This is a genomic window from Pseudomonas sp. GW531-T4, from assembly GCF_017349615.1.
Taxonomy (GTDB): Bacteria; Pseudomonadota; Gammaproteobacteria; order Pseudomonadales; family Pseudomonadaceae; genus Aquipseudomonas; species Aquipseudomonas chlororaphis_I.
The window spans coordinates 224,838-251,000 of record NZ_JACMZT010000001.1; the positions used below are offsets into that span (position 1 = coordinate 224,838).

The 26,163-nt window shown below is 63.5% G+C and carries 25 protein-coding genes; 11 read left to right on the forward strand and 14 right to left on the reverse strand.

The features are described 5' to 3' along the window. Nucleotides 1–2: 2 nt before the first annotated feature. From J4D28_RS01070 to J4D28_RS01080, 3 genes are all read left to right on the forward strand, one after another. Nucleotides 3–458, forward strand: a complete 456-nt coding sequence (locus J4D28_RS01070; RefSeq protein ID WP_009051047.1) for a MaoC family dehydratase — start codon at nt 3–5, stop codon at nt 456–458. Nucleotides 459–561: 103 nt separating this feature from the next. After that, the gene (locus J4D28_RS01075) at nt 562–2,280 is read left to right on the forward strand and encodes a C13 family peptidase (protein ID WP_038635515.1); all 1,719 of its coding nucleotides are present in this window, start codon (nt 562–564) and stop codon (nt 2,278–2,280) included. 28 nt (nt 2,281–2,308) lie between these two features. Continuing rightward, nucleotides 2,309–2,950: an oxidoreductase gene (locus J4D28_RS01080; protein ID WP_023969292.1), complete on the forward strand. Its 642-nt coding sequence runs from the start codon at nt 2,309–2,311 to the stop codon at nt 2,948–2,950. Between the two features lie 85 nt (nt 2,951–3,035). Here J4D28_RS01080 and J4D28_RS01085 read toward each other — a convergent pair whose 3' ends face one another. The 4 genes from J4D28_RS01085 to J4D28_RS01100 all read right to left on the reverse strand — a co-directional run bounded on the left by J4D28_RS01085 (nt 3,036) and on the right by J4D28_RS01100 (nt 7,501). Next, a complete protein-coding gene (locus J4D28_RS01085; RefSeq protein WP_009051050.1) occupies nt 3,036–3,323 on the reverse strand; it encodes a YceK/YidQ family lipoprotein in 288 nt (95 codons plus the stop codon). Continuing rightward, nucleotides 3,316–3,948 (reverse strand): flavin prenyltransferase UbiX, encoded by a 633-nt coding sequence (gene ubiX / locus J4D28_RS01090; RefSeq protein WP_007927126.1) that lies wholly within the window; start codon nt 3,946–3,948, stop codon nt 3,316–3,318. The genes J4D28_RS01085 and ubiX overlap by 8 nt, the downstream gene beginning before the upstream one ends. Further along, complete coding sequence (gene mpl, locus J4D28_RS01095; protein WP_016702691.1) at nt 3,945–5,294, reverse strand: UDP-N-acetylmuramate:L-alanyl-gamma-D-glutamyl-meso-diaminopimelate ligase; 1,350 nt, start codon at nt 5,292–5,294, stop codon at nt 3,945–3,947. The genes ubiX and mpl overlap by 4 nt, the downstream gene beginning before the upstream one ends. A 290-nt stretch (nt 5,295–5,584) precedes the next feature. Continuing rightward, a complete protein-coding gene (locus tag J4D28_RS01100) occupies nt 5,585–7,501 on the reverse strand; it encodes a sigma-54-dependent Fis family transcriptional regulator (RefSeq protein WP_038635518.1) in 1,917 nt (638 codons plus the stop codon). A gap of 434 nt (nt 7,502–7,935) precedes the next feature. Here J4D28_RS01100 and J4D28_RS01105 point away from each other — a divergent pair, with 434 nt between their 5' ends. From J4D28_RS01105 to ppa, 8 genes are all read left to right on the forward strand, one after another. After that, entirely contained in the window at nt 7,936–9,456 is a 1,521-nt protein-coding gene (locus J4D28_RS01105; RefSeq protein WP_007924088.1) for an aldehyde dehydrogenase family protein, read from the forward strand. A 166-nt stretch (nt 9,457–9,622) separates the two neighbouring features. Further along, a complete protein-coding gene (gene eat, locus J4D28_RS01110; RefSeq protein WP_009051053.1) occupies nt 9,623–11,071 on the forward strand; it encodes an ethanolamine permease in 1,449 nt (482 codons plus the stop codon). 54 nt (nt 11,072–11,125) lie between these two features. Next, nucleotides 11,126–12,520 carry an ethanolamine ammonia-lyase subunit EutB gene (locus tag J4D28_RS01115; RefSeq protein ID WP_009051054.1) on the forward strand — a complete coding sequence of 465 codons (1,395 nt, stop codon included), beginning with the start codon at nt 11,126–11,128 and terminating at the stop codon, nt 12,518–12,520. A gap of 10 nt (nt 12,521–12,530) precedes the next feature. Then, nucleotides 12,531–13,355, forward strand: coding sequence for an ethanolamine ammonia-lyase subunit EutC (eutC, locus tag J4D28_RS01120; protein ID WP_009051055.1), 825 nt, complete (start codon nt 12,531–12,533; stop codon nt 13,353–13,355). Between the two features lie 107 nt (nt 13,356–13,462). After that, nucleotides 13,463–13,921, forward strand: a complete 459-nt coding sequence (locus tag J4D28_RS01125) for an N-acetyltransferase (protein WP_009051056.1) — start codon at nt 13,463–13,465, stop codon at nt 13,919–13,921. Between the two features lie 252 nt (nt 13,922–14,173). Then, complete coding sequence (locus J4D28_RS01130) at nt 14,174–14,830, forward strand: DedA family protein (RefSeq protein WP_007924093.1); 657 nt, start codon at nt 14,174–14,176, stop codon at nt 14,828–14,830. Between the two features lie 5 nt (nt 14,831–14,835). Further along, nucleotides 14,836–15,645, forward strand: a complete 810-nt coding sequence (locus J4D28_RS01135) for a zinc-dependent peptidase (RefSeq protein WP_009051057.1) — start codon at nt 14,836–14,838, stop codon at nt 15,643–15,645. A 262-nt stretch (nt 15,646–15,907) separates the two neighbouring features. Further along, entirely contained in the window at nt 15,908–16,435 is a 528-nt protein-coding gene (ppa, locus tag J4D28_RS01140; RefSeq protein WP_007933577.1) for an inorganic diphosphatase, read from the forward strand. Nucleotides 16,436–16,857: 422 nt separating this feature from the next. On the opposite strand, the gene J4D28_RS01145 is transcribed toward ppa, so the two are convergent. The 10 genes from J4D28_RS01145 to J4D28_RS01190 form a co-directional block, all read right to left on the reverse strand. Continuing rightward, complete coding sequence (locus J4D28_RS01145) at nt 16,858–17,733, reverse strand: DUF6282 family protein (protein ID WP_038635522.1); 876 nt, start codon at nt 17,731–17,733, stop codon at nt 16,858–16,860. Further along, entirely contained in the window at nt 17,730–18,506 is a 777-nt protein-coding gene (locus J4D28_RS01150; protein WP_041987423.1) for an alpha/beta hydrolase, read from the reverse strand. Before J4D28_RS01150 ends, J4D28_RS01145 begins: the two co-directional genes overlap by 4 nt. 36 nt (nt 18,507–18,542) lie before the next feature. Next, nucleotides 18,543–19,517 carry a nitronate monooxygenase family protein gene (locus tag J4D28_RS01155; protein ID WP_009051060.1) on the reverse strand — a complete coding sequence of 325 codons (975 nt, stop codon included), beginning with the start codon at nt 19,515–19,517 and terminating at the stop codon, nt 18,543–18,545. Between the two features lie 80 nt (nt 19,518–19,597). Beyond that, the gene (locus J4D28_RS01160; RefSeq protein ID WP_009051061.1) at nt 19,598–19,969 is read right to left on the reverse strand and encodes an antibiotic biosynthesis monooxygenase; all 372 of its coding nucleotides are present in this window, start codon (nt 19,967–19,969) and stop codon (nt 19,598–19,600) included. Nucleotides 19,970–20,006: 37 nt separating this feature from the next. Further along, nucleotides 20,007–20,537 carry a flavin reductase family protein gene (locus tag J4D28_RS01165; RefSeq protein WP_103330765.1) on the reverse strand — a complete coding sequence of 177 codons (531 nt, stop codon included), beginning with the start codon at nt 20,535–20,537 and terminating at the stop codon, nt 20,007–20,009. Then, a complete protein-coding gene (locus J4D28_RS01170) occupies nt 20,534–21,709 on the reverse strand; it encodes an LLM class flavin-dependent oxidoreductase (protein ID WP_038635527.1) in 1,176 nt (391 codons plus the stop codon). The genes J4D28_RS01165 and J4D28_RS01170 overlap by 4 nt, the downstream gene beginning before the upstream one ends. Nucleotides 21,710–21,782: 73 nt before the next feature. Next, on the reverse strand, nt 21,783–22,490 hold the full coding sequence (locus J4D28_RS01175) for an RraA family protein (RefSeq protein WP_009051064.1): 708 nt from the start codon (nt 22,488–22,490) through the stop codon (nt 21,783–21,785). Continuing rightward, nucleotides 22,487–23,692, reverse strand: a complete 1,206-nt coding sequence (locus J4D28_RS01180; RefSeq protein WP_037006019.1) for an isocitrate/isopropylmalate dehydrogenase family protein — start codon at nt 23,690–23,692, stop codon at nt 22,487–22,489. Before J4D28_RS01180 ends, J4D28_RS01175 begins: the two co-directional genes overlap by 4 nt. Next, nucleotides 23,692–24,720 carry a nucleoid-structuring protein H-NS gene (locus J4D28_RS01185; RefSeq protein WP_009051066.1) on the reverse strand — a complete coding sequence of 343 codons (1,029 nt, stop codon included), beginning with the start codon at nt 24,718–24,720 and terminating at the stop codon, nt 23,692–23,694. The genes J4D28_RS01180 and J4D28_RS01185 overlap by 1 nt, the downstream gene beginning before the upstream one ends. A 469-nt stretch (nt 24,721–25,189) precedes the next feature. Continuing rightward, nucleotides 25,190–26,119: a LysR family transcriptional regulator gene (locus tag J4D28_RS01190; protein WP_016702681.1), complete on the reverse strand. Its 930-nt coding sequence runs from the start codon at nt 26,117–26,119 to the stop codon at nt 25,190–25,192. Nucleotides 26,120–26,163 lie beyond the last annotated feature (44 nt).

The following is a 26,163-nucleotide window of genomic DNA, read 5'->3' on the forward strand; positions in this document are numbered from 1 at the left end:
CAATGCCGTATGTTCCTGTTGCAGAGCTCAAAGATTATGTCGGAAAGGAACTAGGACGTTCCGAATGGCTCACCATCGATCAGCAGCGTATCAACCTGTTCGCTGAAGCCACGGGTGACTTCCAGTTCATCCACGTAGACCCGGTAAAAGCCGCCCAGACACCGTTCGGCGGCACCATTGCCCACGGTTTCCTGTCGCTGTCGCTGATCCCGAAACTGATGGAAGACATCCTGATCCTGCCCGAGGGTCTGAAGATGGTGGTCAACTACGGCCTGGACAGCGTGCGCTTCATCCAGCCGGTCAAGGTCGATTCCAGGGTCCGCCTCAAGGTCGACCTGGTGGACGTCACCGAGAAGAAACCCGGCCAATGGCTGCTCAAGGCTACCGCCACACTGGAAATCGAAGGCCAGGAAAAACCAGCCTACATCGCCGAGCCATTGTCCCTCTGCTTTGTCTGAAACCTTCCTGATGCGAAACAGCTCATGCTGTTTCGCGCAGCCTCTCTATATATAAGCCTCGTTGCTGCGGCATACTCGGTCCCCTAATTATCCGGATCCCGCTATGCGCCCACTTGTACCCCTGGCTCTGACCCTGTTGCTCACCGCATGTGGAGACGGCGAATCGCTGCTGCCTCCCGATGCCCGTCTGCCGGACGGTGGTCGCTACCGCGGCGATGTGGTCAACGGGTTGTTGCAGGGACAAGGCCGCATCGACTACCCCAACGGCAGTTGGTATGCCGGCCAGTTCGACAGCGGCCAGTGGCATGGCCAGGGCGAATGGCACGGCAGCGACGGCGAGGTCTACCGCGGACAATTCCAGCAGGGCCTGTTCCACGGCCAGGGCAGCCTGACCACCAAGGACAGCAGCTACACCGGTGGTTTCAAACTGGGCCGGCGCGACGGTGAAGGCACCCTCAAGGAACGCGGCATGACCTACCGCGGCGAATTCAAGTCCGACCTGTATTCCGGGCTCGGCCGCCTCGAGCTGGAAGACGGCAGCCAGTACCAGGGCCAGTTCTCCCGCGGCAAGCCCAACGGCCAGGGCCAGCGCAGCGATGCCAGCGGCAACCAGTTCAGCGGCCAGTTCGTCGACGGCCAGCTGGAAGGCAACGGCACTTTCAGCAGCGCCGAGGGCGATCTCTACGTTGGCGGCTTCAAACAGAACCAGCTCAGCGGTAAGGGTCGCTACGAAAACGCCGACGGCGATGTCTGGATCGGCCAGTTCAAGGAAGGCGCCCTCAGTGGCAAGGGTGAACTGATCGGCGTCGACGGCAGCCATTACATTGGCCGTTTCAGCGACTGGCGCTTCAGCGGCCAGGGCCGCCTGAACCTCAGCGACGGCAGCTTCTATATCGGTGGCTTCGAAGGCGACAACTACCAGGGCCACGGCGTGCTGGTACTGCGCGATGGCACCGTGCAAAGCGGCGACTGGATCAACGGCCTGCGGGTTCGCGATGCCGACGGCCGACTGTTGCCCGACCCGTTGGAGACCGGCCTCTTGGCCCAGGGCCGCCTGCTCGACGACGCCCTCGGCGCGGTGCCGGCGTCGACGCCCGCCATCGAGCTCTACAGCCTGACGCTGGCCGGCGATGGCAAGCAAAGCGTATTTCTGCGCGAGGCCGACTATGTCAGCAACATGCTCGCCACCCGCTTCGGCGCCTATGGGCAGATCCGCCTGGTCAACCACCGCGACCGCCTCGACAGCCGGCCCATGGCTACCCGGGAAAACCTGCGGCGCGCGGTACAGGTCCTGGCCGAACGCAGCGGCCCGGAAGACCTGCTGTTCATCTATCTGACCAGCCACGGTACCAGCGAACACGAACTGGTGCTCGACCAGCCACGCCTGGAGCTGGCCGACCTGCCGGCCGACGAGTTGGCCGCGGTGCTGGCGCCCCTGAAAAACCGCGACAAGATCATCGTGATCTCGGCCTGTTATTCCGGCGGATTCATTCCCGCGCTCAAGGATGAGCGGACCCTGATCATGACCGCTTCACAGGCCGACCGCGTATCGTTCGGCTGCTCGGAAGAGGCCGACTTCACCTACTTCGGCGATGCCCTGTTCGCCCAGGCGCTGAACCAGACCGACGACCTGGAACAGGCCTTCAAACTGGCCCGGGCGACCGTGGCCGAACGCGAACTGGCGGATAACTTCGAAGCCTCCGAACCGCAGATCTGGGCGCCCAAGGGGGTCTTGGCGCACTGGCAGCATCTGCGCAAGCAGCAAGCACGAAAGGCGCTGCAAAGCGCCGCCAACGACAGCAAGGAAGCAAAGAGCAACTAAGCTGAAACAGTATCAAGGGGGAAACACTATGTACTTGACGCCTCAGCATATCTTGCTCGCCGGCGCGACCGGCCTGACTGGCGAGCACTTGCTCGACCGCCTGCTCAACGAACCCACGGTAACCCGCGTACTGGCGCCCAGCCGGCGTCCCTTGAGCGAACACCCACGCCTGCAAAACCCGGTCGGCGACCCGGCGGTACTCCTGCCGCAACTCAGCGGCCGGGTGGACCTGGCGTTCTGCTGCCTGGGCACCACCCTCAAGAAAGCCGGCTCCGAACAGGCGTTCCGTGCCGTCGACCTGGACCTGGTGGTGGCCTTCGGCAAGCGCGCACGGGAGATGGGCGCGCGGCACCTAGTCGTGATCAGCGCCCTGGGCGCGGACGCGAAATCCTCGATTTTCTACAACCGGGTCAAAGGCGAAATGGAACAGGCGCTGAAGGCCCAGGACTGGCCGCAACTGACCATTTGCCGGCCATCGCTGCTGCTGGGCGAACGCCTCGAGCCGCGTCTCGCCGAACAGCTGGCCGGGCCGCTGTCCAAACTGATTCCCGGCAAATACCACGGCATCGAAGCCTGCCATCTGGCCCGGGCCATGTGGCGCCTGGCACTGGAAGAACAGGATGGCGTGCGGATCGTCGAGTCCGACGAATTGCGCAAGCTGGGTAAATAACGAGTATCAGAAAGCATCGCGGGCACGCCTCGCTCCTACAGAAACAGGAGCGAGCGGGCGGCGATCCGACTTGCCCGCGAAGGAACTACAACCCGCCCGTAGCCTGAAACCCAACCCCCAATACCGTCAGCACCGACAGCGGCAACAGCAGCGTGTCGAGCAAGGCGCTGGCCGGCAGGTCGACACCCGGATAGCTCGGCGCTTCAGCCCCGAAACGATCCATCGGGCAACAGCCGCCCTGCATCACATACAGATCCAGGCGCGTCCCGGAATACACCACCGGCGCCCCCGGTTTGGCCGCGTTCAGCGTACGCGCCGTGGCGCAACCGCCCAGCTGCAGGGCGACCAGCAGGATCAGCAGCGACTTACTCATCGCTGCTCAGATGATGCTCGCCCCACCGCGGCAACATGTCCTGCGGGATGTTCAGCAGATTGAGAATCCGCGCCACGACAAAATCCACCAGGTCGTCAATGGTCTGCGGCTGGTGATAGAAACCCGGAGAGGCCGGCAGAATGGTCACGCCCATGTTCGACAGCTTGAGCATGTTCTCCAGGTGGATGCTGGAGTAAGGCGCTTCGCGCGGCACCAGGATCAACTGGCGGCGCTCCTTCAGGGTGACGTCCGCCGCCCGCTCGATCAGGTTGTTGCAAGCGCCTGTGGCGATGGCCGACAAGGTGCCGGTGGAGCAAGGCACCACCACCATCGCCGCCGGCGAGCCGGAGCCCGAGGCCACCGGCGACATCCAGTCTTCCTTGCCATACACGCGGATCTGCCCGGCAGCGGCACCGGTGTACTCGGTGAGGAAGGCCTGCATGGTCTGCGGCTTGGACGGCAGGGTCACGTCGGTCTCGGTCGCCATCACCAGCTGCGCGGCCTTGGAGATCAGGAAGTGCACTTCACGGTCTTCGCGCACCAGGCAATCCAGCAGGCGCAGGCCGTACTGGGCGCCCGAGGCGCCGGTCATCGCCAGGGTGATGCGTTCCGGGCCGTTGTTCATCGCAGTGCCTCGGCCAGCTTGCCATGCAGGCCGCCGAAGCCGCCATTGCTCATGATCACCACGTGAGTGCCCGGCTTGGCCTGGCTCTTCACCCGCTCGATGATGCCTTCCAGGGAATCGCTGACAATCGATGGCACGGTGCACAGCGCGGCGGTGGCGCCCAGGTCCCAGCCAAGGTTGGCCGGCGAATACCAGACCACTTGATCGGCCTGGTTGACGCTTTCCGGCAGCCCGTCACGGTGAGCGCCGAGCTTCATGGAGTTGGAGCGCGGCTCGATGATCGCAATCAACGGCGCATCGCCGATGCGCTTGCGCAGGCCGTCCAGAGTAGTGGCGATGGCGGTCGGGTGGTGAGCGAAGTCGTCATAGATGGTGATGCCATGGACTTCAGCGACCTTCTCCATCCGCCGCTTGACGCTCTTGAATGCGCTCAGCGCAGCGATGCCCATGGCCGGCACCACACCGACATGGCGCGCCGCGGCCAGGGTGGCCAGGGCGTTGGCAACGTTGTGCTGGCCGGTCAGGTCCCACTCGACCACGCCTTGGGCCTCGCCCTCGAACATCACTTCGAACTTCGAGCCGTCTTCGCTGAGCAGCTTGACCTGCCATTGGCCGCCCGCGCCGGTGGTTTGCACCGGGGTCCAGCAGCCCATGTCGATCACCCGCAACAAGGCCGGTTCGGTGGTCGGGTGGATGACCAGGCCTTCGCTCGGGATGGTCCGCACCAGGTGGTGGAACTGCCGTTCGATAGCCGGCAGATCGGGGAAGATGTCTGCGTGATCGAACTCGAGGTTGTTCAGGATCGCCGTGCGCGGACGGTAGTGCACGAACTTCGAGCGCTTGTCGAAGAAGGCACTGTCGTATTCATCGGCCTCGATCACGAAGAACGGTGTGCCACCCAGGCGGGCCGACACCGAGAAGTTCTGCGGCACGCCGCCGATCAGGAAGCCAGGGCTCATGCCCGCATGCTCCAGCACCCAGGCCAGCATGCTGCTGGTGGTGGTCTTGCCGTGGGTGCCGGCGACCGCCAGGACCCAGCGGCCTTGCAGCACATGGTCGGCCAGCCATTGCGGGCCGGAAACATAGGGCAGGCCCTTGTTCAGCACATACTCCACCGCCGGGTTGCCGCGGGACATGGCGTTGCCGATCACCACCAGGTCCGGCGCCGGGTCAAGCTGGGCCGGGTCGTAGCCCTGGGTCAACTCGATGCCCTGGGCTTCGAGCTGGGTGCTCATCGGCGGGTAGACGTTGGCATCGGAGCCGGTGACATGATGGCCCAGCTCTTTGGCCAGAACCGCCATCGAGCCCATGAAGGTGCCGCAAATACCGAGAATATGAATGTGCATAGAAGGCCTCGTAAAACATCGAGGCAGGTTAGCGTAGAGGGCTGCAAATCGCACTCTTTAGCTGATGGGGGAACACACGGTTGTCATTGCCGGAGGCTATGACGAGTTCTGTGGGGCTTTTGCCGGGGAATCGCCCGAACGCGGTTGGGGGCTTGGACCGCGGTTACCGATGTATCGGCGGCTGCGCCGCCTGTCGCGAGCAAGCTTCGCTCCTACAGGTGCGCATTGCTTTGTAGGAGCAGCCGGTCGACGCTCGATTGCCCGCGATGAACGATGACACGGTGCCAGGCCTAGCGAGCGATCCCATGCTTGCGCAGCTTTCTATAGAGGGTGTTGCGGCTCACCCCCAGCTGCTTGGCGGTGTGGGTCATGTGCCAACGCTGTTGCTCCAGGGTGTTGAGCAAGGCCAGGCGTTCGGCATCGTCCAGCGGGTATTCCCCCGCCTCCTCGACAGCTGCCGGCACCGGCGCCGGGCGGCCCTGGCGAATCATCGCCGGTATATCCTCCAGGCCGATTCGCCCGTGGTCGCAGAGCGCCGCCAGGGTGCGCAACACGTTGCGCAGTTGCCGCACATTGCCTGGCCAATGGAAGTCCAGCAGGGCCTGGCGCGCCGGGCCGTCGAGCGACACCTGCTGATCGCCGGCTTCCTCCGCCAGGAGAAAGTCCAGCAACTGGGATTTGTCGCTGCGCTCGCGCAGCGCCGGCAAACTGATTTCCAGGCCATTGAGCCGGTAATACAGATCCTCGCGGAAGCTGCCATCCCGTACCCGCTCCAGCAGGTCCCGGTGAGTGGCGCTGATGATGCGCACGTTGACCGCCTGCGGCTCGCCGCCGATAGGCACCACCATGCGATCTTCCAGCACCCGCAGCAGACGGGTCTGCAAGGCCAGCGGCATATCGCCGATTTCATCGAGGAACAGCGTGCCGCCATCGGCCTGCTGCAACTTGCCGCGCATGCCTTCCTTGCGCGCCCCGGTGAAGCTGCCGCCGCGATAACCGAACAGCTCGCTTTCGATCAGGCTTTCGGGAATCGCCGCGCAGTTCAAGGCAACGAAGGCTTTCTCCGCCCGCTGGCTGGCCTGGTGCACCGCCTTGGCGAACGCCTCCTTGCCGGAGCCGGTCTCGCCGTTGATCAGCAGCGGCACATCGCGCTCGAACACCCGTAAGGATTTGCGGAAGTCTTCTTGCAGGGCCGCATCGCCCAGGCAGATCCCGGACAGGCGCGGCCGCTCTTCCACCAGCGCCCTCGGCGGCAACGGTTTCGGCACGCTGCGCGGCTGGCCGCGCAACACCGCGAACAGATGCCGGCCATCGCGGGTACGCAGCGGCCAGCTGGCGCTGGCATTGATACTGGCGCGGCCCAGCAGCTCGTCCAGCGAGCAGTCGAAAAAGGCTTCCACCGGTTTGCCCAGCAAGCCGCCGCGAATATGCCCCAGCAGGTTCAAGGCGCTCTGGTTCACCGCGCTGATCCGCCCTTCCCCGTCGAACGCCAGCAAGCCTTCGCTGAACAAGCCGACGGACTCGGCCTGCAGGTGAAAACGCAGCAACCATTGATTGTCGAAATAGCGCAGGAAATAGCAGCTCTCGATCATCTTCGCCGAGAGATTGACCAGGGCCATGGTGTGGAACTGGCTCTGCCGCGACACATCCGGGCGCGCCGAGGAAACGTCGAGCACCGCCAGCAGTTCGCCGTGGGGGTCGAACACCGGGCTGGCCGAGCAGGTCAGGCCGGTGTGACGGCCACGGAAGTGCTCGTCCTGATGGATGGTCAGGGACTGGCGCTCCACCAGGCAGGTACCGATGCCGTTGGTGCCCTCGCAGGCCTCGCTCCAGTCGGCGCCGAGCCAGAGCCCGGCACGCTCGAAAATCTTGCGCTCGGTGGGCGCGGTGACGCAGTTGAGGATCACCCCGCGGGCGTCGGTCAGCAGCACCGCATGACCAGCGCCAGACAGCTGCTGGTGCAGGCTGGTCATCTCATTGCCAGCGATCTGCAGCACCTGCTGCAGGCGTTCGCGGCTTTCCAGCAGGCGGCCATGTTCGAGCACGGTAGGCGCCATGCTCAGGGCCGGGTCGAGGTGATAGTCCTCCAGGCAACGCAGCCAGGAACGGGCGATGGAAGGATCGCTGCCAGGCCCCTGCAGATGGGCCTTGCCTTGGGTCACGGTCAGCACTTGCTGGGCGTGCCGGGTGAGGTGATTGCTGTGCATTTCTTATTGTTCTCCCCGAGAGGTAAGACCCGGATCGCTCGTCAAGCGAACCCTGTAGCCGCTGCAGAAGGCTGCGATAAGGTCCGCAGGGCCTTTAGCGGTTGCCAGAACGACGCCCGCTTTGCGGTCGATCGCAGCCTTCGGCAGCGGCTACATCGACTCCTTCAGATCAAGGCGAAGCCCAGCATCCTCCAGCCATGGACGCATTGCAATGCCGCTTCGACCAATGAGTCACGGGCTGTACCATAAAGGGTACAAAGTGTCACCTGCCATGTGCCACAACTGCCACAGACACTCGGCGCTCGGCCGCTGAAACATTCGCAAACCCTTGATTTACCTGGCCTGCAACGCAGTGGCCCGGGCTTTGCTCTACGCTTTTACAAGCGCAACAGCGCGTCCTCCCCTATAAGCACAAAAGCCAGGAGATACCCACCATGCGTTATGCACACCCCGGTACTGAAGGCGCTATCGTTTCGTTCAAGAGCAAATACGGTAACTACATCGGCGGCGAATTCGTCGCGCCTGTCAAAGGTCAGTACTTCACCAATACCTCGCCAGTAAACGGCCAACCGATCGCCGAATTCCCGCGCTCCACCGCCGAAGACATCGAGAAAGCCCTGGACGCCGCCCATGCCGCCGCCGATGCCTGGGGTGCCACCTCGGCACAGGCCCGCTCGCTGATCCTGCTGAAAATCGCCGACCGCATCGAGCAGAACCTCGAACTGCTGGCCATCACCGAAACCTGGGACAACGGCAAGGCCGTGCGCGAAACCCTCAACGCCGACATCCCCCTTGCCGCCGACCACTTCCGTTACTTCGCTGGCTGCCTGCGGGCCCAGGAAGGCAGCGCCGCGGAAATCGACGGCAACACCGTGGCCTATCACATTCACGAACCGCTGGGCGTGGTCGGGCAGATCATCCCGTGGAACTTCCCGCTGCTGATGGCCGCCTGGAAACTCGCGCCTGCCCTGGCCGCCGGTAACTGCGTGGTACTCAAGCCGGCCGAGCAGACCCCGCTGGGCATCTGCGTGCTGATGGAACTGATCGGCGACCTGCTGCCGCCGGGCGTGCTCAACGTAGTGCAAGGCTTCGGCAAGGAAGCGGGCGAAGCCCTGGCGACCAGCAAGCGCATCGCCAAGATCGCCTTCACCGGTTCGACCCCGGTGGGCTCGCACATCATGAAATGCGCCGCCGAGAACATCATCCCGTCCACCGTGGAACTGGGCGGCAAGTCGCCGAACATCTTCTTCGCCGACATCATGCAGGCCGAACCGAGCTTCATCGAAAAGGCCGCCGAAGGCCTGGTGCTGGCGTTCTTCAACCAGGGCGAAGTCTGCACCTGCCCGTCCCGCGCCCTGGTGGAAGAGTCGATCTACGACGAGTTCATGCAAGTGGTGATGAAAAAGGTCGAGCAGATCAAGCGCGGCGACCCGCTGGACACCGACACCATGGTCGGCGCCCAGGCATCCGAGCAGCAGTTCGACAAGATCCTCTCGTACCTGGAAATCGCCAAGGGCGAAGGCGCGCAGCTGCTGACCGGCGGCAAGGTGGAAAAACTCGAGGGCAACCTGGCCAGCGGCTATTACATCCAGCCGACCCTGCTCAAGGGCAACAACAAGATGCGCGTGTTCCAGGAAGAAATCTTCGGCCCGGTGGTGAGCATCACCACCTTCAAGGACGAAGCCGAAGCCCTGGCCATCGCCAACGACACCGAGTTCGGCCTCGGCGCCGGCCTCTGGACCCGCGACATCAACCGCGCCTACCGCATGGGCCGGGCGATCAAGGCCGGTCGTGTGTGGACCAACTGCTACCACCTGTACCCCGCCCACGCGGCGTTCGGCGGTTACAAGAAGTCCGGCGTCGGCCGTGAAACCCACAAGATGATGCTCGACCACTACCAGCAGACCAAAAACCTGCTGGTGAGCTACGACATCAATCCGCTGGGCTTCTTCTAAAGCCAATCAAGCCAGGGACAAGGGTGGAGCCGCCAGTGCGGCTTCACCCTTGGGGGCCGGTCGCGAACACGCTTGCGATGACGGCCTCAAGGCAAAACACACCATCGCCTTGCAACACCGATCCGGTCTGCCGACCGGGCACAACAATAAGAACAGGTGAACCCTTATGCCTAGCGAACATACCGGCGTGCAGCCGGCTGGCTCTTCGGTCGACTTTGAAAAAGTCGGCTCCGACTATTTCCAACAACGCGAACTGAAAAAAGGCGCGGCAGGCTGGGTCCTGCTGGTGGGCCTGGGTGTGGCCTACGTCATCTCCGGCGACTATGCCGGCTGGAACTTCGGCCTGGCCCAGGGCGGCTGGGGCGGCATGTTCCTCGCCACCTTGCTGATGGCCACCATGTACCTGTGCATGTGCTTTTCCCTGGCCGAACTGTCCTCGATGATCCCTACCGCCGGCGGCGGCTACGGTTTTGCCCGCAGTGCCTTCGGCCCCTGGGGCGGCTTTCTCACCGGGACCGCGATCCTCATCGAATACGCCATCGCCCCGGCGGCAATCGCGGTGTTTATCGGCGCCTATTGCCAGTCGCTGTTCGGGATCGGCGGCTGGATGATCTACCTGGCGTTCTACATCGTGTTCATCGCCATCCACATCTTCGGGGTCGGCGAGGCGCTGAAGCTGATGTTCATCATCACCGCCGTCGCCGCCCTGGCCCTGGGCGTGTTCCTGGTGGCGATGGTGCCGCACTTCTCCGTCGCCAACCTGCTGGACATCCCGGTCACCGAGGCCGTGGGCGCCAGCAGCTTCCTGCCGTTCGGTTATGTCGGCGTGTGGGCGGCGATTCCCTACGCCATCTGGTTCTTCCTGGCGGTCGAAGGCGTGCCGCTGGCCGCGGAAGAAACCAAGAACCCCAAACGCGACCTGCCGCGCGGCCTGATCGGCGCCATGCTGGTGCTGCTGAGCTTCGCCCTGCTGATCCTGGTGATCGGCCCGGGCGGCGCGGGGGCCAACGCCCTGCTGACCTCGGGCAACCCGCTGGTGGAAGCCCTGGCCAAGGCCTACGGCGGTTCGACCTGGATGGGCAGCTTCGTCAACCTGGTGGGCCTGGCCGGCTTGATCGCCAGCTTCTTCTCGATCATCTACGCCTACTCCCGGCAGATTTTCGCCCTGTCCCGCGCCGGCTACCTGCCGCGCAAGCTGTCGGAAACCAACAAGAGCAAGGCGCCGGTCCTGGCGCTGGTGATCCCCGGGATCATCGGCTTCGGCCTGTCGCTGACCGGCCAGGGCGACCTGCTGATCCTGGTGGCGGTGTTCGGCGCGACCATCTCCTACGTGCTGATGATGGCCGCGCACATCACCCTGCGCATCCGTCGCCCCAAAATGGATCGTCCGTACCGCACCCCGGGCGGTATCTTCACCTCCGGCGTGGCCCTGGTACTGGCCTGCATCGCCGTGGTGGCGGGCTTCCTGGTGGATCCGCGGGTGGTCATTGGCGCCGCGATCATCTATGGAGTATTAATTGCTTACTTTGCTTTCTACAGTCGGCATCACTTGGTAGCAGGCACGCCCGAAGAAGAATTCGCGGCCATTCAGAAAGCTGAAGAAGCCTTGCACTAACCGCCGAAAACCTCGACGCAGGGTTGGTTCCCTGCGTCGTCACGGAGAACCTGTATGGCAAGTTTCGCCCACACCGTCGGCGCCCAGACCTACCGCTTCGACAGCCTCAAGGACGTCATGGCCAAGGCCAGCCCGGCACGCTCCGGGGACTTCCTGGCCGGCGTCGCCGCCCTCAACGACGGCGAGCGGGTCGCCGCGCAAATGACCCTGGCGGACATTCCGCTCAAGCATTTCCTCGAAGAAGCACTGATTCCCTACGAAACCGATGAAGTCACCCGGTTGATCATCGACACCCACGACAAGGCCGCCTTCGCCACCGTCAGCCACCTCACGGTCGGCGGTTTCCGCGACTGGCTGCTCAGCGACGCCGCCGACGAACAGAGCCTGCGTGCCCTGGCCCCCGGGCTGACCCCGGAAATGGCCGCCGCCGTGTCGAAGATCATGCGCGTCCAGGACCTGGTGCTGGTGGCACAGAAGATCCGCGTGGTCACCCGGTTCCGCGGCACCCTGGGACTGCGCGGGCGGCTGTCGACGCGCCTGCAACCCAACCACCCGACCGACGAACCGGCCGGCATCGCCGCGAGCATTCTCGACGGCCTGCTCTACGGCAACGGCGACGCCATGATCGGCATCAACCCGGCCACCGACAGCATCGCCTCGATCTGCGCCCTGCTGGAAATGCTCGACGCGATCATCCAGCGTTATGAAATCCCCACCCAGGCCTGCGTGCTGACCCACGTCACCACCTCCATCGAGGCGATCAACCGTGGCGTGCCGCTGGACCTGGTGTTCCAGTCGATCGCCGGCACCGAGGCGGCCAACGCCAGTTTCGGCATCAACCTCAATGTCTTGCAGGAAGGCTACGAGGCTGGCCTGAGCCTCAAGCGCGGCACCCTGGGGCAGAACCTGATGTATTTCGAAACCGGCCAGGGCAGCGCACTGTCGGCCAACGCCCACTTCGGCGTCGACCAGCAGACCTGCGAAACCCGCGCCTATGCGGTGGCCCGGCACTTCAAGCCGTTCCTGGTGAACACCGTGGTCGGCTTCATCGGCCCGGAGTACCTGTACAACGGCAAGCAGATCATCCGCGCCGGCCTGGAAGACCACTTCTGCGGCAAGCTGCTGGGCGTGCCCATGGGTTGCGACATCTGCTACACCAACCACGCCGAAGCCGACCAGGACGACATGGACACCCTGTTGACCCTGCTGGGCGTGGCCGGGATCAACTTCATCATGGGCATCCCCGGCTCCGACGACATCATGCTCAATTACCAGACCACCTCCTTTCACGACGCGCTCTACGCCCGCCAGACCCTGGGCCTGAAACCGGCGCCGGAGTTCGAGCAGTGGCTGGCGAAAACCGGCATCTTCACCCAGCCCGACGGCAAGGTGCAGTTCGGCCACAACCTGCCGCCGGCCTTCCGCCAGGCGCTGGCACAGCTTCAGTAAGGACAGGCTTATGGACAAACACCCGACCGACAGCCAGAACCCCTGGCTGGAGCTGCGCCGCCTGACCCCGGCGCGCATCGCCCTGGGCCGCACCGGCACCAGCCTGCCCACCGGCGCCCAGCTGGACTTCCAGTTCGCCCACGCCCAGGCCCGCGATGCGGTGCACCTGCCCTTCGACCATGCCGGGCTGAGCAGCCAACTGGCCGAACGCGGCCGCGGCAGCCTGCTGCTGCACAGCGCCGCCAGCGATCGCCACAGCTACCTGCAACGCCCGGACCTGGGGCGCAAGCTCAGCGACGCGTCGGCCCAGGCCCTGCGCGAGCACGCCTGCGCCAACCCGGGCGGGGTGGATCTGGCGGTGGTGGTAGCAGACGGTCTGTCGGCACTGGCAGTGCATCGCCATACCCTGCCGTTTCTCGCCCGTTTTGAAGAGCAGACCGAGGCCGAGGGCTGGTCGCTGTCACCGGTCATCCTGGTGGAACAGGGCCGGGTGGCGGTGGCCGACGAAATCGGCGAGCTGCTCGGCGCGAAAATGACCGTGATCCTGATCGGCGAACGCCCGGGGCTCAGCTCACCGGACAGCCTGGGGCTGTATTTCACCTACAACCCGAAGGTCGGGCTCACCGATGCCTATCGCAACTGCATCTCCAACGTGCGCCTGGAAGGCCTGAGCTACGGCATGGCGGCCCACCGTTTGCTGTACCTGATGCGCGAGGCCTGCAGGCGGCAGCTCTCGGGGGTCAACCTGAAAGACGAGGCCCAGGTGAACACCCTGGACAGCGACGCGCCCGACACCCTCAAGGGCAATTTCCTGCTGGGGCCTGCAAAGCCGTGACTTTTCGAGACGATTGCGCTTTTTCCACGCTTTAGGCAGCATCGAAACACGGCTGCCCGAGTAATGAACCGTTTGCCGTCGTATCCATTCGAAGTTGAGGACAACTCATGCGGATTACTCAAGCGACCCTCGAACACCTGGATCTGTTGACCCCCCTGTTCGTCAAATACCGCGAGTTCTATGGCGCCCTGCCGTTTCCGGACTCGTCCCGGGCCTTCCTGGAAAAGCGCCTGCGCCGCAAGGAGTCGGTGATCTACCTGGCCCTGCCCGACGATGACGACAAGAAACTCCTCGGTTTCTGCCAGCTCTACCCCAGCTTCTCCTCCCTGTCCCTCAAGCGCGTATGGATCCTCAACGACATCTATGTCGCCGAAGACGCTCGCCGCCAGCTGGTGGCCGACAACCTGATCCGCACCGCGAAGAAAATGGCCAAGGACACCCATGCCGTGCGCATGCGTGTTTCCACCAGCAGTGATAACGAAGTGGCGCAGAAAACCTATGAATCCATCGGTTTTCGCGAAGATACCGAGTTCAAGAACTACATATTGCCGATCAGCGACGACTAAGCCCCCATCTGGAACACCCCCATCCCCCCTTCGACAGCGCCTGCCAAGACGCTGTCGAAGGCCATGCTCTTTCGCCTCTGGCCAGTCAGCGCCGCCAAGACACTCCCCGCTACAAACTCAACGCCCATTTCACCTATCAGGTCTTATAATGCCGACCTTTTCGGGGCGTAAGATGAATCTGCGCCAGCTGTAAGTTTTTGCCCCAGTCATTGCACAGACCCGCCGAGTCGGGCCGTCACCACAGGTGCCTCAATGGATTTCAACCCGATCGACCTCATCCTCCATCTCGACGTTTACCTCGACATGTTGGTGACCAACTACGGGCCATGGATCTACGCCATCCTGTTCCTGGTGATTTTCTGTGAAACCGGCCTGGTGGTGACGCCGTTCCTGCCTGGCGACTCCCTGCTGTTCATCGCCGGCGCGGTCGCCGCCGGTGGCGCCATGGACCCGGTGCTGCTCGGCGGCCTGCTGATGCTGGCGGCGATCCTCGGCGACAGTACCAACTACATCATCGGCCGAACGGTCGGCGAGCGTTTGTTCAGCAACCCGAACTCGAAGATCTTCCGCCGCGACTACCTGCAAAAAACCCACGACTTCTACGACCGCCACGGCGGCAAAACCGTGACCCTGGCGCGTTTCCTGCCGATCATCCGCACCTTCGCCCCGTTCGTCGCCGGCGTGGCCAAGATGCCTTACCCGCGTTTCTTCGCCTTCAGCGTGGCCGGCACCATCCTCTGGGTCGGCGGCCTGGTGACCCTCGGCTACTTCTTCGGCAACGTACCGTTCATCAAGAAAAACCTGTCGCTGCTGGTGGTGGGCATCATCCTGCTGTCGCTGGTGCCGATGATCATCGGCGTGGTGCGCAGCCGCCTGGGCCGCTCGGCAGCAAAGGCCGAAAGCCACTGATCGGTATGTGGCCCCTCAGCACCTGGCGCCGCCGGCGTCGGCTGGCCAAGCACCCGATTGCCGATGAAATGTGGCAACGGGTGCGCCAGCACCTGCCCTTTCTCGATGGCCTGAGCGCTGCCGAGGACCAATGGCTGCGGGAAACCAGTGTCCTGTTTCTCGCCGACAAGCACCTGAGCGCCCTGCCCGGGGTCGAGCTGCACCAGTTCGAGCGCCTGCTGCTGGCCGCCCAGGCCCAGTTGCCGCTGCTGCACCTGGGGGATTTGAACTGGTACCAGGGCTTTCACGAAATCGTCCTCTACCCCGACGACTTCCTCAGCCCCCAGCGCCATCGCGATGCCAGCGGCGTCGAACATGAATGGGACGGCGAACACAGCGGTGAAGCCTGGCAACAGGGCCCGATCATCCTGGCCTGGCCCGGCGTGCTCGCCAGCGGCGGCTGGGAAGCCTACAACCTGGTGATCCACGAGCTGGCGCACAAGCTGGACATGCTCAACGGCGATGCCAACGGCCTGCCGCCGCTGCACAGCGACATGCGCATCAGCGACTGGGCCCAGGTAATGCAGGCGGCCTACGACGACCTCAATCGCCAGCTCGACCACAACCCGGACGCCGAAACCGCCATCGATCCTTACGCCGCGGAAAACCCCGCGGAGTTCTTCGCCGTCACCAGCGAATACTTCTTCAGCGCCCCGGACCTGCTCCACGAGGCCTATCCGAAGGTCTACGAGCAACTGCAGCTGTTTTACCGGCAGAATCCCCTGGCCCGGCTCCAGCAACTGCAGGCCAGCGACCCGCACTACCAGCAACACTGAGGTGTCCACCAGAGCCAGTCTGCTGGCGAAATAATCGCCGGCCCTGACGAGTGCCGCTGAACTAAACGCGCCGCAGCGACTCTTCTTTTCGCAAGCAATCGAGCGTCGCGAGCCGCTCCTGCGCAGGGTTTTCGGCGTTTGGCCCAAGGCGTCCATACGTCCTTCGGTACGTGGCATAGCCCTTGGAATATGCCTATAATCGCCGCCACTTTTTGGTCAATCCGGCCAAGACATTTTGGTCAACTAACGGGGGCATCGCCCAATGAGCTACAGCAAGATTCCGGCTGGCAAAGACCTGCCGAACGACATCTACGTCGCAATCGAGATTCCGGCCAACCACGCGCCGATCAAATACGAAATCGACAAAGACAGCGATTGCCTGTTCGTTGACCGTTTCATGGCCACCCCGATGTTCTACCCGGCCAACTACGGCTACATCCCGAACACCCTGGCCGACGACGGTGACCCCCTCGACGTACTGGTAGTCACTCCTTACCCGGTTGCTCCAGGCTCGGTGATCCGCGCCCGTCCGGTCGGCATCCTGAACATGACCGACGACGGCGGCGGCGATGCCAAAGTCATCGCTGTTCCTCACGACAAGCTGTCCCAGCTGTATGTCGACGTGAAGGAATACACCGACCTGCCAGCACTGCTGATTCAGCAGATCGAGCACTTCTTCGCGAACTACAAGGATCTCGAAAAAGGCAAGTGGGTGAAGATCGAAGGCTGGGACGGCGCAGACGCCGCCCGCGCCGCGATCACGAAGTCGGTTGCCGCCTACAAAGGCTAAAAAGCAGCTGCACGCTTGCAGCGACAAGCCTCAAGAAAAAGCCCCGGTCATCCGGGGCTTTTTTATGCCTGCCGAATATTGCCCCTCCCTCAGACGCCAAACACCTGGGTTTTCTACCCGCCAACAGCTCTTCGCGCTGGGAATTCTCCTCGAATATCAGTATGCTGCGCCCCACCTTTGCGCATCGACCTGTTCAACCGGTCAGATCCGCCCGACGCGGCAGATGATTTTCTCGCCAAGTCCCACAGCCAGCCGCAAGAGCTGGGTGTACGTTTTGCAGGCTGGTGCGGTTTACCAAAAATGAACCAAGCCAGTCCCCGAGAAGCCGGCCACAAGCCGGCTTTTTAATGCCTGGAATTTGCCCTCCCCTGCGCGAACGGCCCTCAGCGCCCGGAGCGGCAGCCGCTGCGAGCCGTTGACCGTCAATGGCTGAGCATCTGCAACGGGGCGCTGCGGGTAATCGACTCTATGCGCTGCGCGCCAAGCCCGAACTCCTTGAACCATTGCCGGCTCAGGTCCAACCATGGGCGAATGTCCGGCTGGCTGGTTTGACCCAGGTCCGAGCTGTAGACCACCCGTGGCAGCTCGCGCAATACCTCGCCGAAATCCTCCTTGCTCTGGTAGCCCAGCAAGTAGGTCAGCGCGGTCTGCTCGATATAGAGCGAAGGCAGGCTCTTGAGCTCAAGAAGGTCGGCCGCACTCAGCCCGGTCAGCGGATTGGCCGGCTGGTTGAGCATCAACCGCGGCACCTGCAGCCGATCCGCCGCCGCTACCAGCAAAAGCACCTCCTCGCGATTGGCATGGCCGGTGGAGATCACCACCGGGTAATCCCGGCTCATCCGCAACACATCCAGGGTGGCGCGGTTCAATCGCTGGCGGTCATCGCTGACGGTCAGCGGCTTCACGGGGCGCTGGCCAAGGATCGGGTGACTCAACTCCCTAGCCAGCCGGCTGGTATGCGAGCGCCCCGTCACGGTGGGCAAATGCACGATAAAACGCAGGTCGGCGGCGCCATGCTGGCACAGCGAGCGTTCGACCACCCGCCAGTCGATACCGCCGGCAATCTCGTTGAGCACGATTGAACCGGACACCGGCAGCCCTTGCTGGCGGGCCTCCCAGGCCTGGGCCGCGGTACAGCCCAGGTGGTTCTTGAGCACCACCCAGCCGTCCTGCGCCTGATACTCGCTACCGGCCCGCAGCGCGCTGTGACGCCGCAGATAAGCATCAGGGCCGGCATGGTAATGGACATCGATGAAGCGTGCCCGGGCGGGCTCGGTTACCGCTGTCGACGCGCTCATGCATGGGCCTCCAGGTCGATCCCCAGATGGCTGCGCACGCTGGCGCGCACCCGCGCCAGGTCATCCAGCAGCGGACGCATGCCCGCACCGGGAACGCCCACCGCCAGATGCTGCGCGGACGCCTGGAAACTGACATTGGTCGCCCTGACCAGCTGCGAACTCTCGCCGAAGATGCTCAACAAGCGCCCCGGCCAGGCCGAGACCTGCGGCTCCACATTGAGTTCGTTCAACAGGCGGAACCCCTGGTCCAGGCGCCGCCCGGCCTGCTCGTCGGCCGTCGCCGCTGACGCCGGCTGGCGCGCCGCCGGTTTCGCCCGGGCCGGCAACACCCATTGATCGAGCAGCATCAGGGCGGTATCGACATCCCCGGCGCTGGCCAGGTCGGCCATCGCCCCCAGGCGCCGGTCGAGGATCTTGTCGGCCCGGGTCGGCGAGGAAATCAGTAGCGCCTGCGCCGCCTGCCGGCCCACAGCGGTCGCCAGCAGCCCCTGGACCACCGCACCGCCCAGGGCGGACCCGGCGATCAGGGCGATCGGCCCCAACGGTTCGAGCACCCCGGCCCAGCGCTGGGTGAAGTCGGTGAACGGCTCATCGTCGTCGGTCAGCAGCGAGAGCGTGTCGAAGATGACCACCCGATAGCCTTTATCGACCAGCGACTGGGTCAGGGGGGCAAAAAACTGGCCTTCGTCCCAGGTGGGCATGACCGGCGACATCACCACCACCAGTTCCGGGCCCAGGCCAAACTGCACATGTACGGGAGCATTGCTGTTCATATCGATTCCTTTGGGCAAGAACACAGGGCGTGCGGCTCAGGCGAACCGTCGGCCGGCAACACGCAGCGCCTGCTCCGCGCCCCGCACGGTCTGCTCGACGATGGTGGCGGCGGGCAGGACATCGTTGATCAGGTCGGCGACTTCACCGGTCCAGATGGCGCGCACGTCGGTGTTGTCTTCGCGCAGCGCTTGCGCGTAGTCCTCGGCCACGCTGGCCGGCGCCCGCACCAGTTCCTGTTCGAACCCCACCCAGCGTGCGGTGAAGTCGTTGGCCAGGGCCCGACCGCTGTACTGCTCGGGCCATTCGATACCGCGCACCAGATCGAACGCACGGGTGCGCACCAGGTCGCCAGCGGTGGCCTGGAGCAGGCGCTGCTTGACCTTGGCGGACGGCAGCGCTTCGTCGCTGGCCAGGAAACGCGTGCCCAGCATGGCCCCGTCGGCCCCCAGCAAAAGTGCCGCGGCCAGCCCCCGGCCATCGGCGATGCCGCCGGCGGCGATCAGTACCGCATCCTCGCCCACCGCATCGCGCACGGCCGGCAGCAAAGGCAAGGAGGCTCGCCGCAAGCTATGCCCGCCGGCTTCGGCACCCTGCACGATCAAGGCATCGGCCCCGGCATCCAGCGCGGCCAGCGCCTGATCGACGTCATGCACCTGAACGATGGCCAGCGCACCGCTGTCCTTGATCGGGGCAATAAAGGGCCGGGCATCGCCAAACGACAAGGCGACCACGTCGGGCCCATAGGACAGGGCCAGGTCCAGCAGTTCGAAGCGCTTGGCCACGGTGAACATCACCAGGCCGACGCCCCACGGTTCCTCGACGTCGCTCATCAGCGCCAGCTCGGTTTTCATCCAGTCCGGATCGCCATAGCTGGCCCCGACCAGGCCAAGCCCGCCGGCCCGGGAAACCGCGGCGGCGAGTCGCCCGCCAGCAGCACCGCCCATGGGCGCCAGCACCACCGGATGGCTGATGTTCAACAGTCGGGTCAGCGCGGAATCAAAATTGCTCACGGTGTATCTCCTTGATGTACCGATAAAAGTCGCTGAACGACGGGCCCGCGACACCCAGCATGGGCGGGCCCGCCTTCCCCTCAGGCGAGCGCCGCGGCCACCGGGGCAGTGGCGGCCGGAATGTAGTCGTTGACCTTGTAGAGGTGGAACTCCCAGGTGCCGGTTTCCTTCAGCCGGGAATAACGCGACATGAACTGCTCATCGGAGAACAGAGAGTCAAACTCCTCCTTGCTGCTCCATTGCGCCTGATTGATCACGGTCTTGCCGTCGATACTCTTGAACAGGCGGCTCCACTGGAACGACGGATAGTTCTGCGCCACATAACCCACGGCCGAGCGCAGTACATCGAGGGCGGCGTCCTGCTGCCCCTCGAATACATGTACGACGTTGACCAGGAAAATCGCATCGCTCTCATCGGCGGTAGGTGCATCGAATGCAGTCAGGTTGCTCATGTTGCCTCCAGGAAAAAACAGAATGGTCGGGGCCAGATCAGTGAATCAGCTCGCAGGACTGGGCCGGCTTGCCGTCCTGCCAGAGCAGGGGCGAAATGCGCTCGTTGACGCGCGACTTCTCGACCCGTCCGACAATCACCTCGTGGGTGGCGTAGGACAGCCGCGCATCGACGCTGCAGAACAGCGTCGCCTGGGCATCCGACAGATACGGCAGGTCGTCGGCAGACTCCCATTGGCCATGTTCGAAGCGCGCACTGCCCTTGAGCTGGCCGGCGAAGATGCCGACCAGCCGGCTTTGCGTGGCATCGAGCAGGTTCACGCTGAAACGCTGGTTGGCCAGCAGCGGCTGGTACAGGCTAGCCGTGCGGTTGATGCAGATCAGCAGCGACGGCGGTTCGGTGCACAGCGAGCTGACCGCCGTGGCGACCATGCCGCTGCGCGAGCCATCGACGCCGGTGGCGATGATGGAAACCGTGCTGGTCAGGCGCCGCATGGCGCGCTTGAAGTCCTCGGCCAGCGCCTGCTCGGAGGGCTCGACGGCCAGCGCCAAAGCGCTGCGGGCACTCATGCGACCGCTCCGATGATGACCCTGGAGCTGTTATAGGGCTGGCGCAGGCCGGCCTCTTCCATGCGTGGCAGGACGTCCTGGAGAAACTCGTCGAGGCCGCTCTTGTAGTCGAGCCAGGTCAGGCAGATGCCGTCGATGCCCAGGTCGCTGTAGCGCTGGAACTGCTCGGTGATCATTTCCGCGGTCCCGACCAGGGGCACCCCGGCGAACCCGGCCTTGAAGTGGAAGCGGAAGCGCTCGGCGTCCTCGGTGTTGGCGAACATGCCGCTCTGGATGCCGATCTCCGAAGTGACGTTATCCAGGGCGACTTCATCGCCGTGCTGATTGACGTAGTAGTCGAGGTACTTCTCGGCTTCTTCCAGGGTGTCCTTCTGCACCACGTAGGAGTAGACCCAGATCTGGATCTCGCGGCCGAATTCCAGGCGAGCCAGGTCGCGGTAGGCCTTGATCTGCGCGCGAATGGTGTCGTCGTCATCCTCGTGCTTGAGGATCAGGAACGCCGCGTCGCAATGCTCGGCGCAGAACCTGCGGCCGCGCTCGGAACCCCCGGCATTCATCAGGAACGGCTGGTTCAGCGGCTTGGGCTGGGCAAAGCCCTGGGCGATATTGAAGAAGTCGCCCTTGTGGTCGAAGTTGCCCGGTTCGTTCCAGGCCAGCCGGGCGATTTTCAGCCACTCGTCGGCGTGGTCGTAGCGCCGGTCATGCTCCAGCTGCACCCCGCCGTTGAACATGCCCATCTCCTTGCCGTACCAGCCGCAGATCATGTTCAGGCCGAAGCGACCGCCGCTGATATGGTCGATGGTCGCGGCCTGCTTGGCAGCGAACAGCGGATGCACGGTCGACAGGTGCGAGGTGGTGAACAGCGCGATCTGTTCGGTCACCGACGCCAGCCCCGCCGCCCAGGTATAGGTTTCGAACGACACCCCCATCGGATCGCTGGCACCGCCCCAGCCGCGCCAGCGGCCCACCGGCAGCAGCAGTTCCAGGCCGGCCTTGTCGGCTTTCCTGGCGACTTCCAGGTTGCCGCTCCAGTCAGAGGCGTCCAGGCGCTCCGGGACCGTGGTCAGGGTGCAGCCACCCTCGATATTGAGGGCGAAGACCCCCAGCTTGATTTTGTTGGTGCTGCTGCGCATCGGGTTGGTCTTGATCTTTGCCGGATGATTCGAAGTCATTACTGCTCTCCTTGATCGAGGAACGTGACGCGTCGTTTCGCATCACGCCTGTGCATCGCACGCAGGTTGCCGCTCAGGCGGCGCTCGGGGTTTTCGCCTCGGCCGCGAGCCATGGCTGGTCATAGCGGTGCAGGCGGCGCGCCTCCGCCAGCGACAGGCCCTGGCTGACCGAGGCGATGATGTCGCGCTCGGTCTTTTCCACGGCAATGGCGCGCTTGATGACCTCTTCGGCCTTGTCGATGGGGATCACCAGGCAACCGCTGGCATCGCCGACGATCAGATCGCCGGGATGGATGGTCACGCCGCTGACCTCGACCGCCACCTGGGTGGCCTTGAGCTGCACGCGGTTCTTGCCCGACTGCATGAACCGCCCGCGGCTGAACAGCGGGTAATTGAGACGGGTCACGGTGTCGATATCCCGCGCGACCCCGTCGATCAAGGTGCCGCGCACGTTCCGCTGCACTGCCACGTGGGTCAGGATGTCGCCCCAGACCGTGGCGTCCAGCCGCCCGGCGTTGCTGGAAACCACCACCGAGCCAGGCGGCACCTCATCGATGTAGTTGGCGGCGTTCTTGAAACCGTCGTTCTGGTTGACCGGCTCGTAGAGCACGGTAAAGGCGAAGCCGCTGCACCGGGTGCCGGGCACTTGCTGGATGATGCCCAGCAACCCGGCGTCGATGCCGAGGCTGTCGAGGGCATCGCTCAGCGAGGCGGTATCCAGCGCGGCGCATTGTTCCAGCAGGGAGGCGCGTTGTTGCTCCGAGAGTGAAGAGGTGCTCATGCATGACTCCTTGCGGGCAAAGCCCGAGCGTTTTCGGTATTCGGGATGAGTTGGCGAAGGTTGGCCACGCTCCGCCGGATGATGGCCGCGGCGCATTGCCCGGTGGTCGCCTGGCCGCCACTGTCGTAGGTCTGGCAGTCGTGCCTGACCACCTGCGTCACCGCCTGCTCGATGGCCTGGGCCTGGGCGTGGTAACCCAGGTGTTCGAGCAGCAGGGCCAGGGACAGGAACATCGCGCTGGGGTTGGCCTTGTCCTGGCCGACATGGGCCGGGGCACTGCCATGCACCGGCTCGAAGTAGGCCCCGGCGTCGCCGATGTTCGCGCTGGGGGCGAACCCCAGCCCGCCCATGACCCCGGCCCCGAGGTCGGAAAGGATGTCGCCGAACATGTTCTCCGCGACGATCACTCCAAAGCGCTCCGGACGACGGATCATCCACAGCGCCACGGCGTCGACGTTGTCGATGTTGTAGGCGATATCCGGGTAGTGCGCGGCCACCTCCTCGAGGATCCCCCTGGCGAACGCACCGCTGTAGCGCAGCACATTGGGCTTGTCCGCCAGGGTCACGCGCTTGTAGTCATGCTGGCGGGCGTATTCGAAGGCGAAGTGGAACAGCCGGGTCAGGCCGGCCCGGGTCTGCAGCCGCACCGTCATGGTCGCGTCCTCGGCGCTATCGCGGCTCCAGGGCGCCCCGGCCAGCTCCCGTGCCTTGAGCAACGGCTCGAACTCGGCGGGGATCGAGGCGAAGTCGAGACCGGCGTAAAGCCCCTCGGTGTTCTCGCGGATCACCGTGAAACGGAACCGCCCCTCACCGAGTACATCGGTGACCGGCCGCACGTTGGCATACAGGCTCAGGCGCTGGCGTAGCTGGATCACCGGCGAGACGTACACCCGCGAGGTGTTGCGCAAGGCCTCGGGCAACTCTTTCTCGGCTTCCTGCAGGGCCTTGCTGGTGATGGCGCCGAGCAGCGTGGCGTCGGCCGCGGCGATCTTCGCCCAGGTCTCGGCCGGGACCGGATCGCCGCCGGTGCGCCAGCACTCCCAGCCGATCTGGCCGAAGTCCAGGTCGATGGGCAGCTCCAGGGCATCGAAGATCGGCAGTATGGCCTCGACGACTTCACTGCCGATGCCGTCCCCGGGCAGCACGCAGACTCGATGACGCGTCGGTTTGCCCGACTGCGCCGATTGCTGGAGTGCGCTCATCACATCTTTCCTTCGGCGGACAGATGAGCCGGGAAGCTGGACCGGGAAATCACCAGCGGCCGTACCGCGTGCCGCTGGATCAGGTCCTGCTCGTGCATCGCCCGGAGCGCCTGGAATGTCGAGCTGATCTGCAGCCGGGACATGGTGTCCTCCAGCCGCTGCTGAACATCGAAAGGCAAGTTGTAGGCACCCAGCATCACATCCATGAGCGGGGTCGGCAGGCTGCTCAGTGGAACGCTCTGCGCGGTGTATTCGGACAACTGCAGGGCCTTGACCAAGTCGTAGCCATTGGCACTTCCGACCCGCTCCAGATAGGCGATAAACATGCCCAGGTGCAAGTTGCCCGCGCCCTTGCCCATGCCGCAAATCGAAGTGTCGATATATTCGGCACCGGCCTCGACGGCCGCGATGGAGTTGGAAAGCGCCAGGGAAAGATTATTGTGCGCATGGAACCCCAGGGGCACATGGACTCTTCTGGATATCCGACTTACTAGCCGTTCGACATCATCCGGAATCATATTGCCATTAGAGTCGGCGAAATAAATGACATCGGCCCCGGCGCCTTCCGCGCGCAATGCCATATCCGTCACGGTTCCCGGTGTTTGCGTGGTGATGTGGGTGATATTGGCGCTGGCCTGAAAGTTGAACGACTTGGCTAACTCGATAGTTGCCACGCCTTGTTCAAGTTGCTCGGCACGCAAACACACCCGGATCATTCCGACGCCATGTTCGGCGAGCATTTCAAAGTCTTCGCCCGTCACATTACGCGGATGCACCATGACACACAGCCCTAGTTGACCGCGCGCGGCACGACGCAGCGATTCAATATATTCAGGGCTGACCGAACTGCTCAGTCCGTGTTCTTTCTTGCGTATGAAAGAACCGTTGCAATAACCGATCTCGGCATGCCCAACCCCCACGTCGACAAGGTGTCCGACAGCATTGGCGGCATAATCGGTGGTGAACTCGAAGTTGTTACGATAACCACCATCACGGAGCGTTACATCAATAATCTTTACGTTATTCATGATCCCAATTCCTTCTGTGAGCTCGCTATAAAACTCTGGAAGCGCACGCAAGTACGTCCCGGGTTTCGTTAGTAGTAACGTGACCGTAATGCAGGATTATTCCCAAACGCTTTTTACAGGCATGAGTCGAGGGCCAGAGAGGCCAAGAGCAGAACTTGATAAATGTTTTTCAACATCAGAGCTTCGACGGCCAGCGAATCAATATCGTTGGACAATCGAATTCTTCGCTGTTTTTTTTATTATGGTTTCAGACCGCAACCGGAGAAGCGTGTGCCGTATCCGGGTGGGGGACTATTGAAAACCCTGGCATGGGTTTTCAACCGTCGGGGGAGCAAGCATGTTTCTTGTTATGGGGCTGATACTGAAATCTGCCCGCTTGTTTGTAAACTCCCCGTATTTACCCTGGGGGGTTAAAAAATTCACCTTGTGTTAACACCAGACTGAACTACGCCCCCCTGTAAAAACGCTTTTAAAAGAATTGCTCAGTTGGAAAGCAGCTGACCAGGAAGTCCATTAACGAACGAATGGGTGCCTCTTTGCGCAAATCCTCATGAACCACTAGCCAGATATCGATCATCAAGTCCGCATAATGAAACTGCGCCTTTGCCAATTCGGGGTCTTTCAGGCCATAGAAGTTGGGCAGCAAGGCAATGCCGATGCCGGCGCGGGCCGCCGAGGCCTGGACTTCGAGACTTCTGGCGCGCAGCACCACCGGGCGCTCCCCGGCGACCTCGCGCAACCACATCTGTTGCCGGGAATGCTCCATGCTGTCGTCATAGACGATGTATTCGTATTGCTCGCTGGTGTGCTCCGCCAGGTAGCCCTGGCTGCCGTACAGGCCAAAAGACACCGTCCCTATCTTGCGCGCCACCAGGTCCATCTGGGTCGGCCGGCACAGGCGGATCATCAGGTCCGGCTCGGGATTGCACAGCGTGCCGATATCGTCCTGCATCAACAGGCTGACATTGATCGACGGGTGTTCACGGCGCAGGCGCCCCAGGTGCGGGGCGATGAACTCCGAGGTCAGCAACGGCGGCGCGCTGACCGCGAGATCGGCGACCATCTCGGTCTGCACGGAGAGCGCCACCTTGGAAATCGCCTTGGCGTCCTTCTGCATCCGCCCGGCGATTTCCGCGATGCGGTGGCCGAACGGCGTGATCTCGTAGTTGCGTTTGCGCCGGTCGACCAGCTTGAGGTTCAGCGACGACTCCAGCGCCGCTATCCGTCGCGCCACCGTGGCATGCTCGACGCCCAGCTCGCGTGCCGCGCTGCTGAGCGACTGGGTGCGGGCGAAGGTGACGTAATGGCGAAGGTTTTCCCAGTCGAACATGCTGCTGTCGCGCGACTCCAGCCCCGTGGGCCAGTTGCAGGAGGGGTTGGACACAGTCAAGGGATTCATGAGGCCTCGATCGATTCTCAATGGAAAAACAACCCAGGCGGTCG

Coding starts and splice junctions, on each gene's coding strand:
- J4D28_RS01070 (WP_009051047.1), top strand. CDS start 3: ATGCCGTATGTTCCTGTTGCAGAGCTCAAAGATTATGTCGGAAAGGAA.
- J4D28_RS01185 (WP_009051066.1), bottom strand. CDS start 24,720: ATGAATAACGTAAAGATTATTGATGTAACGCTCCGTGATGGTGGTTAT.
- J4D28_RS01075 (WP_038635515.1), top strand. CDS start 562: ATGCGCCCACTTGTACCCCTGGCTCTGACCCTGTTGCTCACCGCATGT.
- mpl (WP_016702691.1), bottom strand. CDS start 5,294: ATGCACATTCATATTCTCGGTATTTGCGGCACCTTCATGGGCTCGATG.
- J4D28_RS01160 (WP_009051061.1), bottom strand. CDS start 19,969: ATGAGCAACCTGACTGCATTCGATGCACCTACCGCCGATGAGAGCGAT.
- eat (WP_009051053.1), top strand. CDS start 9,623: ATGCCTAGCGAACATACCGGCGTGCAGCCGGCTGGCTCTTCGGTCGAC.
- ppa (WP_007933577.1), top strand. CDS start 15,908: ATGAGCTACAGCAAGATTCCGGCTGGCAAAGACCTGCCGAACGACATC.
- J4D28_RS01105 (WP_007924088.1), top strand. CDS start 7,936: ATGCGTTATGCACACCCCGGTACTGAAGGCGCTATCGTTTCGTTCAAG.
- J4D28_RS01165 (WP_103330765.1), bottom strand. CDS start 20,537: ATGAGTGCCCGCAGCGCTTTGGCGCTGGCCGTCGAGCCCTCCGAGCAG.
- J4D28_RS01145 (WP_038635522.1), bottom strand. CDS start 17,733: ATGAGCGCGTCGACAGCGGTAACCGAGCCCGCCCGGGCACGCTTCATC.
- J4D28_RS01125 (WP_009051056.1), top strand. CDS start 13,463: ATGCGGATTACTCAAGCGACCCTCGAACACCTGGATCTGTTGACCCCC.
- ubiX (WP_007927126.1), bottom strand. CDS start 3,948: ATGAACAACGGCCCGGAACGCATCACCCTGGCGATGACCGGCGCCTCG.
- J4D28_RS01175 (WP_009051064.1), bottom strand. CDS start 22,490: ATGAGCACCTCTTCACTCTCGGAGCAACAACGCGCCTCCCTGCTGGAA.
- J4D28_RS01130 (WP_007924093.1), top strand. CDS start 14,174: ATGGATTTCAACCCGATCGACCTCATCCTCCATCTCGACGTTTACCTC.
- eutC (WP_009051055.1), top strand. CDS start 12,531: ATGGACAAACACCCGACCGACAGCCAGAACCCCTGGCTGGAGCTGCGC.
- J4D28_RS01085 (WP_009051050.1), bottom strand. CDS start 3,323: ATGAGTAAGTCGCTGCTGATCCTGCTGGTCGCCCTGCAGCTGGGCGGT.
- J4D28_RS01100 (WP_038635518.1), bottom strand. CDS start 7,501: ATGCACAGCAATCACCTCACCCGGCACGCCCAGCAAGTGCTGACCGTG.
- J4D28_RS01150 (WP_041987423.1), bottom strand. CDS start 18,506: ATGAACAGCAATGCTCCCGTACATGTGCAGTTTGGCCTGGGCCCGGAA.
- J4D28_RS01135 (WP_009051057.1), top strand. CDS start 14,836: ATGTGGCCCCTCAGCACCTGGCGCCGCCGGCGTCGGCTGGCCAAGCAC.
- J4D28_RS01180 (WP_037006019.1), bottom strand. CDS start 23,692: ATGAGCGCACTCCAGCAATCGGCGCAGTCGGGCAAACCGACGCGTCAT.
- J4D28_RS01190 (WP_016702681.1), bottom strand. CDS start 26,119: ATGAATCCCTTGACTGTGTCCAACCCCTCCTGCAACTGGCCCACGGGG.
- J4D28_RS01170 (WP_038635527.1), bottom strand. CDS start 21,709: ATGACTTCGAATCATCCGGCAAAGATCAAGACCAACCCGATGCGCAGC.
- J4D28_RS01080 (WP_023969292.1), top strand. CDS start 2,309: ATGTACTTGACGCCTCAGCATATCTTGCTCGCCGGCGCGACCGGCCTG.
- J4D28_RS01115 (WP_009051054.1), top strand. CDS start 11,126: ATGGCAAGTTTCGCCCACACCGTCGGCGCCCAGACCTACCGCTTCGAC.